This window comes from uncultured Amaricoccus sp. (assembly GCF_937891315.1).
In the GTDB taxonomy this organism is placed as follows: Bacteria; Pseudomonadota; Alphaproteobacteria; order Rhodobacterales; family Rhodobacteraceae; genus Amaricoccus.
This window is the reverse complement of sequence record NZ_CALAGI010000122.1, coordinates 1-10,463: the sequence shown is the minus strand read 5'-3', so window position 1 is coordinate 10,463 and position 10,463 is coordinate 1. Positions and strand designations below refer to the sequence as shown.

Genomic DNA, 10,463 nt, shown 5'->3' with positions numbered 1-10,463 from the left:
CCTGCCAGTGGCAGGTCGCGGCGGACGCGCGCCCGGAGGAAACCTCCGGAGGGCGCGAGGGGTCAAGATTTCGCCGAAGCGTGCAAGTCGTGAGGGGCATGCCCGGCTTGACCGTTGAAAACGGTCAGGCCGGCGCCCAGCTTCCCGGCTTTGTGCTGGCGGTCACGTAGTTCACGGCGAGATCGCGGTCCGAGACGCGCCAGCTCCAGGTCACGGGGTTGAAGACGAAGCCCTTGCGATCGACCGGGGTCAGGCCGGCGCGCTCGATCAGCGCGAAAAGCTCGTCCGGCGTGATGAAGCGCCGCCAGTCGTGCGTGCCCTTGGGCAGCCAGCGCATGACATGCTCCGCCCCGATGATCGCCATGGCAAAGCTCCGCGCATTGCGGTTCAGCGTCGAGCAGATCATCAGCCCGCCCGGCCGCAGCAGCGTCTGGCAGGCAGAAAGATAGGCGAGCGGGTCGGGCACATGCTCGACCACCTCCATGTTCAGCACCACGTCGAACCGCTCGCCCGCCGTGGCGAGATCCTCGGCCGTGGCGTGGCGATAGTCGATCGCGAGCCCCGACTGCTCGGCATGGAGCCGGGCAACGGGGATATTGCGGGCGGCCGCGTCCGCGCCGACCACCGCGGCGCCGAGGCGGGCCATCGGCTCGGACAGGAGCCCGCCACCGCAGCCGATATCGAGGACGCGCAGGCCGGCGAAGGGCCGCGGCGCGGTCGGATCCCGACCGAATTCGGCCGAGACCTGGTCGATGACATAGTCGAGCCGACAGGGGTTCAGCATATGCAACGGCTTGAACTTGCCGTTCGGATCCCACCATTCGGCGGCCATCGCTTCGAACTTCGCCACCTCGGCGGGATCGACGCGGCCGGTCAGCGGTTCGGCGGGGGACGTTGCGCTCATGATGCCAACCTGCGATTGTCTCGGCTCTCGACCGGATACATACTGTCGCAATGAAGGAAAACATCAATCAGGGCGGCGCGGGGCCGCGCAGCGGACTCTATCCTCCGCTGGAGCCGTTCCAGCAGCGGATGTTCGACATGCCCGGCGGCCACCGGGTCTATGTCGAGCAATGCGGCCACCCCGAGGGCGAGCCGGTGGTGGTGCTGCATGGCGGCCCGGGCGGCGGGTGTTCTCCGGGGATGCGGCGCTTCTTCGATCCCGCGCACTATCGCGTGATCCTGTTCGATCAGCGCGGCTGCGGCCGGTCCACCCCGAACGCCGCGGTCGAGAACAACACAACCTGGGATCTCGTCGCCGACATCGAGCGGATCCGCGCCGAGTTCGGCATCGAGCGCTGGACCGTGTTCGGCGGATCCTGGGGCGCCTGCCTCGCGCTCATCTATGCCCAGACCCACCCCGACCGGGTGAAGGCGCTGGTGCTGCGCGGCGTCTTCACCATGACGCAGGGCGAACTCGACTGGTTCTACGGCGGCGGCGCCGGCGGCTTCTGGCCCGAGCCATGGATTTCCTTCTCGCACATGGTCCCGCGCGAGGAGCGCGCCGACCTGATCGCCGCCTACCACAAGCGGCTGTTCGGCAAGGATGCGAACGAACAGGCGCGCTTCGCCCGCGCCTGGGCCGGATGGGAGAGCGCGCTCGCCGTGCTCGATCCCGGCGAAGGCCGCGGCTATCCGTCGGGCGCCTACGCGCTGGCCTTCGCCCGGCTCGAGAACCATTATTTCGTCAATGGCGGCTTTCTCGACGGCGACGGGTATATATTGCGCAACATGGGACGGATCGCGCATGTGCCGGGACATATCGTGCAGGGCCGCTACGACATGATCTGTCCGCCGCACACCGCCTATGCCCTGCATCGCGCCTGGCCCGGATCGACGCTGCGCATGATCCAGACCGCCGGGCACGCCTTGTCCGAGCCCGGGATCAGCTCCGAGCTCGTCGGGATCATGGATACCCTCCGCGCTTGACCCTGTAACGTCGGGGATCGACGTCGGCCTCAGGCGTCCACGGGGCCGGCGCTGGATATGCGCTCGAACAGGCGCGCCACGGCTTCGGCGCCGGGATCGACATGGCCCCGTATCTGGTCGGCGCTCAGGTAGGAGGCGCGCCCCGCTCTGGCCCGCGGGATGTCGGCGGTGCGGTCCGCGCCCCGTCGGGCGGCCTCGGCGGCCTTGGGAAGGCCGTCGCCGAGCGCTTCGAGCGCCGGCTTCAGGGCATCGACCATCGTCCGGTCGCCAGGCTGCGCCCCGCCGATCTCCTGCAATCGCGCGAGCCCCGCGGCCAGCGCGTCGCGCATCGCCAGGCCGCTGGACGCGGCATCCCCCGCGGCCGCGAAGAAGATCGCAAGCAGCACGCCGGAGGAGCCGCCGACCGTCTGGCCGAGTTCCTGGCCGATGGCGCGATAGAGCTGGGTCTGGTCGGCGAGCGGCAATCGGTCCATGCCGGCGAGGATGGCGCGGGCGGCGGTCGCCAGCGTCGAGCCGGTGTCGCCGTCGCCCGACTTGGCATCGAGCGCGTTTAGATCGGCCTCGGAGGTGATGAGGATGTCGCAGCAGCGGGTGAGAAAGGCCCGCGTCGCCGGATGGTCGGACGGCAGAGGACGGATCGGCCGCAGCCCGTCGGGCAGCTGGACCACCGCGACCTCGGCGAGGCGGTTGATGCCCGGCCACGCGGCGAGCGGCGTCGGCGCGGCGAGCGCGCGCAGATCCTCCGCCGTCGCCGGATAGACCGAGACCGAGAAGCCGCGCATTTCGAGCGAGGTCATCAGCGCCGCCGGGCCGATGACATGGCCGAGACGGCCGGCGATCGAGGAACGGGCGAGCTCGTTCGCCAGCACCGACATTTCGAGCACCGAGGATCCGCCGAGATTGTTCAGGATTGCGACATGCGGCCCCTCGCCCATCAGCGGCGCAAGCCGGTCGCAGACCATGGTGATCGCGGTCCGGGCATCGGTGTAATCCACCTGCTCGATGCCGGCCTCGCCATGAATGCCGAGGCCAAGTTCGGCCTTGCCGTGCGGGATGCGCGCCTCCTTCGGCGAGCCGGGCACGGTGCAGGTGTCGAGCGACATGCCGATGGTGCGGGTCTGCGCGACGATGCGCTGCGCGGCGGCGGTCACCGCGTCGAGGTCGGCGCCGTCCTCGGCCAGCGCCCCGGCGATCTTGTGGACGAAGAGCGTGCCGGCCAGACCGCGGGCCTGCGGCAGGTCGGGCTGGGCGATGTCGTCATCGACGATGATCATCGAGACCTTGAGGCCGAAGGCGCGGGCGCGCTCGGCGGCGAGGCCGAAGTTCAGCCGGTCGCCGGTATAGTTCTTGACGATGAGCAGGCACCCTGCCGGTCCGGTGACGGCGAGGATACCCGCGAGCACCGCGTCGACCGATGGCGAGGCGAAGACATCGCCGCAGACCGCCGCCGTCAGCAATCCGGGGCCGACGAAGCCGGCATGCGCCGGCTCATGGCCGGAACCGCCACCCGAGACCAGCGCGACGCGCGAGCGGTCCCAGTCGGCGCGGACGACCACCCGGATGTGCGGGTAGCCGTCGAGGCGGGCGAGGCGGCCGCCGGAGAGCCCCAGCAGACCGTCGACGGCCTCGGTGACGATGGTTTCCTTGGCATTGAAGAACTGGGTCATGTCATTTTGCCTCACTGGGTCCGCTGGCCGGTGGCGTCGAAGAAATATGGCTTCTCCGGCCGGATCTTCAGGCTGTCGCCCGGCCTGAGGCCGGTATGGGGGTCGGTCACGGTGATGATCTCGTGGCCCCGGAACGTGAGATGCAGCCGCGTCTGATCGCCAAGCCGTTCGATGCGCCGCACGGTGCTCGCCTCGCCCTCGCCCTGCCGGATCTGCTCGGGACGCAGGCCGATGGAAATGGCTCCGTCGGGCGCGTGGCCGAACAGGTCGGCGGGCAGGATATTGATCTTCGGCTGGCCGAGGCGGCTCGCCGCGCTGATCGAGACCGGGTCCTCGTAGATCTCGCGCGGGGATCCGAACTGGATCAGCCGGCCCTGTTCCAGCACACCGACATGGGTGGCCATGGTCATCGCCTCGATCTGGTCGTGGGTGACATAGAGGAGAGTCGCGCCGGTATTGGCCTGGATGCCCTTCAGCTCGACGCGGAGGTCGGCGCGGAGCTTGGCGTCGAGCGAGCTCAGGGGCTCGTCCATCAGGTAGATCGCCGGATCACGAACCAGCGCCCGGCCGATGGCGACGCGCTGCATCTCGCCGCCCGAGAGCGCGGTCGCCTTGTTGTCGAGCTTGTGGCCGATCTGCAGGACCTCGGCGACCGAGCTCACCTTCCGGGCGATCTCGTCGGGCGGCGTGGCGAGGAGCGGCGAGCGCAGCGGGAAGGCGAGGTTCTCGCGCACCGTCATGTGCGGGTAGAGCGAATATTGCTGGAACACCATGGCGACGTTGCGCTGCGCGGGGGTGAGGCCCGCCATCGGCCGGCCACCGACGCGGACCACGCCGGAATCGGGGGTGTCGAGTCCCGAGATCATCCGCAGCGTCGTGGTCTTGCCGGCGCCGGTCGGGCCGAGCAGCACGACGAAGGCGCCGTTCGGGACGGTGAGCGACACCGCGTCGAGGGCCGTGTTGGCGCCGAAGCGCTTGGTCACGTCGGTCAGGACCACCTCAGCCATGGCGGAGCACCTTCTCGTTGGCGGCGGAAGCCAGCGCCCGGCCGCGCTCCGCCTCGAAGACCGACAAGGTGCGGGCGTCGAGGCGGAGCCCGGTCGTGGCACCGACGGCGATCGGTTCGGTCGAGGCGAGCCGCGCCTTGACCGCCCCGTGCGCGGTATCGAGCGTCACGATCTGGGTCGTCCCGAGATATTCGGTGGCCGCGACCCGCGCCCGGTACGGGGCGGCGTCGTCGAGACGGATATGCTCGGGACGGACCCCGAGGGCGAGGCGGCCGCGGGCACCCTCGCGCAGGTCGGGGATGCCGATCTCGACCTCGCCGATCCGCAGGCTGGAGGCGCCGGGCGCCGCCACGCCCTCGAAGGGCAGGAAGTTCATCGCAGGCGAGCCGATGAAGCCCGCGACGAACATCGTCGCCGGCCAGTCGTAGATCTCCTGCGGCCGGCCGAACTGCTCGACGACGCCGTGGTTCATGACGACGATCCGGTCGCCCATCTGCATCGCCTCGATCTGGTCGTGGGTGACATAGACGGTTGTCGCGCCCATCCGGTCGTGCAGGGCGCGCAGCTCGCCCGCCATATGCTCGCGGAATTCGGCGTCGAGCGCGCCGAGCGGCTCGTCCATCAGGAAGCATTTCGGCTCGCGCACGATGGCGCGGCCAAGCGCGACGCGCTGGCGATCGCCGGCGGAGAGACCACCGACCGGACGGTCGAGGATATCGACGATCCCGAGGATGCGCGCGACCTCCTCGACCTTGGCGCGGACGTCCGCGCGCGGCATTCCCTGGCTGACCAGCGGATAGGCCATGTTCCGACGTACGTTCATATGCGGATAGAGCGCGAACATCTGGAAGACAAAGGCGATGTCGCGCTGGCTCGCCGGTTTCTGACCGACCTCCTCGCCGCCGAGATAGATGCAGCCGGAGGTGGGGAGCTCGAGGCCGGCCATCATGCGCAAAGTGGTGGTCTTGCCGCAGCCGGACGGGCCGAGCAGCATGAAGAACTCGCCGTCCTCAACCGTGAAGGTCGAGCCCTGCACGGCGGTGAAGGCGCCGAATTCCTTGCGAACGTTCTCGATTCTGATCTGGGCCATGGCTCAGGCCCGGAAGTGGCTGACGACGATGAACATCACCGTCCCGGTCAGCACCACGACGAAGGACCAGGTGAACAGCCAGAGCGCGAACGGCTGCATCAGCATGAGGACGCCGAGGGCGATCAGCACCGAGGCGACCATCTCCCAGGGACCGCGGCGGAGGCGGGCCAGGCCATGGAGGAAATGACTCATTTGCGCACGGCTCCGAAGGTGATCCCGCGCAAGAGATGCTTGCGGAGAAGAATGGTGAAGACCATGACCGGGACGAGGAAAAGCGTGGCCCCGGCGGCGACGGCGGGCCAGTCCTGGCCGCCGACGCCGATGATGGTCGGGATGAAGGGCGGCGCGGTCTGCGCATTGCCCGAAGTCAGCAGGACGGCGAACGCGTATTCGTTCCAGGCGAAGATCAGGCAGAAGATCGCGGTGGAGGCGATGCCGGTCGCCGCCTGCGGCAGCACGACCTTCCGGAAGGCCTGGAAGCGGGTATAGCCGTCGATCAGCGCCGCTTCCTCGTATTCGACCGGGATCTCGTCGATGAAGCCCTTCAGCAGCCAGACCGACAGCGACAGGTTCACCGCCGTGTAGAGCAGGATCATCCCCAGATGCGTGTCGCTGAGCCCGAGCTGGCGGTACATGAGGAAGATCGGGATGGCGACGGCGATCGGCGGCATCATCCGGGTCGAGAGGATGAAGAACATCAGGTCGTCCTTCAGCGGCACCTTGAAGCGCGAGAAGGCGTAGGCGGCCATCGTCCCGAGCAGGATGGCGAGGAAGGTCGAGCCGAAGCCGATGATCAGAGAGTTCATGAACCGCTCGCCGTAGCGCGAGGGGCCCGTGATCACCATGTCGTACTTGCGGACGATCGCATCGTACCAGGTCGTCGGCGGCCCGACTTCGGCCAGCATTTCCGGCGTCGCACGAGTGCGGGAGGTGAAGAGGTTGACGTAGCCTTCCAGCGTCGGTTCGAAGACCAGCTTCGGCGGATAGGCGATGGAGTCGGAGGGCGACTTGAAGCCGGTCGCGATGATCCAGAGGAGCGGCAGCAGGGTGATGACCGCGTAGAGGACGACGAGCGTCCCGGCGATCCATTTCTGCCCGTCCGAGGGCTCGGTGATCGAATAGCCGCTCATCTTTCCTTCACCCGGTTCAGCGCCTTCACATAGATCGAGGCCAGGCCGAAGACGGTGACGAACAGGATCACCGCGTAGGCCGAGGAATAGCCCGTTCGCCACTTCTCGAAGGCTTCGCGCTTGAGGTTGATCGATGTGAGCTCGGTGACGTTGCCCGGCCCGCCGCCGGTCAGCTGCACCACGAGATCGAACATCTTGAAGTTCTCGATGCCGCGGAACAGCACGGCGAGCATCAGGAACGGCAGCACCATCGGGATGGTGATGGTCCAGAACTGCCGCCACTTGCTCGCGCGGTCGCATTCCGCCGCCTCGTAGATGCTCTCCGGGATCGAGCGCAGGCCGGCCAGGCAGATCAGCATGACGAAGGGCGTCCACATCCAGGTGTCGACGATGATGATCGCCCAGGGCGCCAGCGCCACCTCGCCGATCATCGAGAAGCTCGACGGATCGACGCGGGCGAAGAAACCGACCACCGCGTTGAACAGGCCGATCTGTGGCTGGTAGAGGAAGGTCCAGAAGTTGCCGACCACCGCCGGGCTCAGCATCATCGGCAGCACGATGATCGTGGTCCAGAGATCGTTGCCGCGGAACTTGCGGTTGATGAGCCAGGCGAGGCCGAAGCCGATGACCACCTGCAGGACCAGGGTCCAGATGACGAAATGCGCGGTCGCCTGCATCGTCGCCCAGATGTCCTCGTCGGTCAGGATCCGGACATAGTTGCGGATGCCGACGAACTCGACCGGCGCGTTCGGCTGGTTGGCGCGGAAGTTGGTGAAGCTGAGCCGGATGGTCCAGATCAGCGGGAAGATATTGATCGCGAGCAGCAGCGCGATGGTCGGCGCGATGAAGATCCAGGCGATCGCCCGGTCCGACAGGCCGCGCAGCCGCCGGGCAACAGTCTTCGGCGTCGCCTGCGCGACATAATCAAGCGAGGTAGGGGACATGTCTCGTCCTTGGTGGCCATTGGCGAGGTAGGCGGGTCGCTGGGAGCGCCCCGCCCGGCGGATCACATCTTGCCCGCGTCCTCGAAGACCTCGGTCCAGTCCGCGACCAGTCCGTCGAGGGCTTCCTGCGCGGTGCCGTTGCCGGCGACCACGTAGTCATGGAAACGACGCTGTGAGGCGTCGAGAAGCGAGGCGTAGCTCGGATCGGCCCAGAAATCCTTCACGATCGCCATCGAATCGAGGAACGTCTGGGCATAGGGCTGGCTGGTGGCGAAGCCGGGGTCGTTGACCACCGCGTTCAGCGCCGAATAGCCACCGAGCTTCCACCATTTCGCCTGCACCTCGGGCTGGGCGAACCATTTGATATAGTCGAGCGCCGCGTCCTTGCTGTCGGAGGCCGCGACCACCGAGATCCCCTGCCCGCCGAGCTGGGCGAACTGGTCGCCGCCCGGGCCGGCCGGGTTGGGGAAATAGCCGGTCTTGTCGCCGCCGACGTTCGGATCGGCGTTGATGCCCGGCCAGATGAAGGCGAAGTTCATCTGCATCGCCACCTGGCCTGACTTGTAGGCGTCGACATCCTCGGACATGTACCAGTTCGAGGCGCCCGGGGGCGTGCAGCAGTCATACAGCGCCTTGTAGTATTCGAGGCCCGCCACCGACTCCGGCGAGTTGACGAAGCCCTCGAGGTCATAGGGCTTGTCGGGGTTCTGATACTGGAAGCCGAAGCTGTAGAGCACGTCCATGGCGCCCATGGTGATGCCCTCGGACCCGCGTTCGGTATAGATCGCGGCGCCATAGACTTTCTTGCCGTCGATCTCGCGGCCCTGGAAGAATTCGGCGATGTCCTTCAGTTCGGCGAAGGTCGCGGGCGGGGCGAGGTCGCGGCCGTATTTCTCCTTGAACTCGGCCCGCAGCTCCGGCCGCTCGAACCAGTCCTTGCGGTAGGTCCAGCCGACCACGTCGCCGAAGGCCGGCAGCGCCCAGTAGTTCGGCGTCCCCTTCGGCCATTCGGAATAGCCCGCGACCGTCGCCGGAATGAAGTCGTCCATCGTGATGTTCTGGGCGGCGAAGAAGTCGTTGAGCTTGAGATAGAGGTTGTTTTCGGCGGCGCCGCCGATCCACTGGCTGTCGCCGATCATCAGGTCGCAGAGGCCGCCGCCGGAATTGAGCTCGTTCAGCATCCGGTCGGCGAAATTCGGCCAGGGCACGAACTCGAAGCTCATCTTGTTGCCCGACTGCGCCTCGAACTCCTTGCTGAGCTCGACCAGCGCGTTCGCCGGATCCCAGGCCGCCCAGCAGAGCGTCAGATCGTCCGCCCGCGCCGCGCCGGCGACGGAAATCGCCGCCGTGGAAACCGCGGCCGTCAGGGACAGCGTGAGCACTCGTTTCATTGCATCCTCCCGATTCGTCATCGCGGCCGGCGTTTCCGACCGATTGGAAATATCGTTACATGATGTGCGCACATCAGCGCAACAAATTTATGAGGTACGCACATCATTCGCCTTGCGGTGGGTGATGGAAATGGACAAACATCGGGCAAGCCAAGGGAAAAGCCGATGAGGCCGACGACAAAAGACCTCGCCCGCGCCGCCGGTGTCAGCCTCGCGACGATCGATCGCGTGCTGAACGGCCGACCGGGCGTGCGCGAGGAAACGGCGCAGGCCGTCGGCCGCGCGATCGACGAGCTCGGATTCGTCCGCAACCTCTCCGCGGCGAATCTGGCGCGCGGGCGGAGTTATCGTTTCGTCTTCCTGCTGCCGCGGCACGGCGACCAGTTCCTTGAAGCACTGGTCGAGCGGATCGAGGAGGCGCGCGAGGGCGTCGCCGGCGATGCGATCCTCGTGCGTCACCTGCGCGTGCTCGACGAGGACCCCCACCAGACTGCCCGGATAATCGCGGAACAGTCGCCGGACATGATCGATGGCCTCGCGATCATGGCCCCGGAATCGCCGCAGGTCCGCGACGCGATCAACCGGCTGATCGAGCGCGGGGTGGAGGTGGTGCAGTTCGTCTCCGCCCAGTCGCTGGAGCGCCGGATCGATTTCGTCGGCATCGACAACCACGCCGCCGGCGCCACCGCCGCCCGCCTGCTCGGCCGCTTCGCCGGCGCGGCGCGCGGCAAGGTGCTGGTCGTCGCCGAGACGATGAACGCGCGCGACAGCCTCGAGCGCCGGCGCGGCTTCGATGGCGTGTTGACGGCGGGCTATCCCGATCTGGTGGCGCTGCCCTCGCTCGAGACCCACGGCGACGCGGAGCGCGCGCGCCGCGTCGTCCGCAACGTTGTCACCAGCCACCCCGAGATCGTCGCGGCCTATATCCTGAGCTCCGAGGCCCGCGCGCCGCTGGAAGCGCTACGCGAGCTTTGCGACCTCTCCCGCATCGTGGTCGTCACGCACGAGCGCACGCGCTACACCGAGGCGGGCCTCGCCTCCGGCGACATCGACGTGGTGATCGCCCAGGATCCCGGCCACCTCGTCCGCAGCGCGATCCGCCTCCTCCGCGCGCGGAGCGACGACCGCGAGCCCATCGCCTCGCAGGAGCGGGTGCGGATCGATATCCTGATCAAGGAGAATCTCGGCGCGAGCGATGCTTCCGCGGTCAGAGCGGATTCCGATCCGGCGACGCCGGCTCGCCCGCCCTAGAGTCTTGATTTAGCGCAATATCTTGACCACCAGACGATTCCGTCTGGTTGGATA

At 67.5% G+C, this 10,463-nt stretch carries 10 protein-coding genes; 2 read left to right on the top strand and 8 right to left on the bottom strand.

The window, feature by feature from the left end:
* Positions 1 to 124: 124 nt before the first annotated feature.
* Positions 125 to 904, bottom strand: coding sequence for a bifunctional 2-polyprenyl-6-hydroxyphenol methylase/3-demethylubiquinol 3-O-methyltransferase UbiG (gene ubiG, locus Q0480_RS11275; protein ID WP_299132989.1), 780 nt, complete (start codon positions 902 to 904; stop codon positions 125 to 127).
* Between the two features lie 50 nt (positions 905 to 954).
* Between ubiG and pip the strand changes: the two genes are divergently transcribed.
* Positions 955 to 1,929, top strand: coding sequence for a prolyl aminopeptidase (gene pip / locus Q0480_RS11270; RefSeq protein WP_299132988.1), 975 nt, complete (start codon positions 955 to 957; stop codon positions 1,927 to 1,929).
* Between the two features lie 29 nt (positions 1,930 to 1,958).
* On the opposite strand, the gene Q0480_RS11265 is transcribed toward pip, so the two are convergent.
* The 7 genes from Q0480_RS11265 to Q0480_RS11235 all read right to left on the bottom strand — a co-directional run bounded on the left by Q0480_RS11265 (position 1,959) and on the right by Q0480_RS11235 (position 9,158).
* Positions 1,959 to 3,596: a dihydroxyacetone kinase subunit DhaK gene (locus tag Q0480_RS11265; RefSeq protein ID WP_299132986.1), complete on the bottom strand. Its 1,638-nt coding sequence runs from the start codon at positions 3,594 to 3,596 to the stop codon at positions 1,959 to 1,961.
* A gap of 11 nt (positions 3,597 to 3,607) precedes the next feature.
* Entirely contained in the window at positions 3,608 to 4,603 is a 996-nt protein-coding gene (locus Q0480_RS11260; RefSeq protein WP_299132984.1) for an ABC transporter ATP-binding protein, read from the bottom strand.
* A complete protein-coding gene (locus Q0480_RS11255; RefSeq protein ID WP_299132982.1) occupies positions 4,596 to 5,693 on the bottom strand; it encodes an ABC transporter ATP-binding protein in 1,098 nt (365 codons plus the stop codon). Before Q0480_RS11255 ends, Q0480_RS11260 begins: the two co-directional genes overlap by 8 nt.
* 3 nt (positions 5,694 to 5,696) lie before the next feature.
* Entirely contained in the window at positions 5,697 to 5,885 is a 189-nt protein-coding gene (locus tag Q0480_RS11250) for a hypothetical protein (RefSeq protein WP_299132980.1), read from the bottom strand.
* Positions 5,882 to 6,823, bottom strand: a complete 942-nt coding sequence (locus Q0480_RS11245; RefSeq protein WP_299132978.1) for a carbohydrate ABC transporter permease — start codon at positions 6,821 to 6,823, stop codon at positions 5,882 to 5,884. Before Q0480_RS11245 ends, Q0480_RS11250 begins: the two co-directional genes overlap by 4 nt.
* Positions 6,820 to 7,767, bottom strand: a complete 948-nt coding sequence (locus Q0480_RS11240) for a carbohydrate ABC transporter permease (RefSeq protein WP_299132976.1) — start codon at positions 7,765 to 7,767, stop codon at positions 6,820 to 6,822. The genes Q0480_RS11245 and Q0480_RS11240 overlap by 4 nt, the downstream gene beginning before the upstream one ends.
* Positions 7,768 to 7,829: 62 nt before the next feature.
* Positions 7,830 to 9,158 (bottom strand): extracellular solute-binding protein, encoded by a 1,329-nt coding sequence (locus tag Q0480_RS11235; RefSeq protein ID WP_299132974.1) that lies wholly within the window; start codon positions 9,156 to 9,158, stop codon positions 7,830 to 7,832.
* A gap of 165 nt (positions 9,159 to 9,323) precedes the next feature.
* On the opposite strand from Q0480_RS11235, the gene Q0480_RS11230 reads away from it, so the two are divergent.
* Positions 9,324 to 10,409, top strand: coding sequence for a LacI family DNA-binding transcriptional regulator (locus Q0480_RS11230; protein ID WP_299132972.1), 1,086 nt, complete (start codon positions 9,324 to 9,326; stop codon positions 10,407 to 10,409).
* Positions 10,410 to 10,463 lie beyond the last annotated feature (54 nt).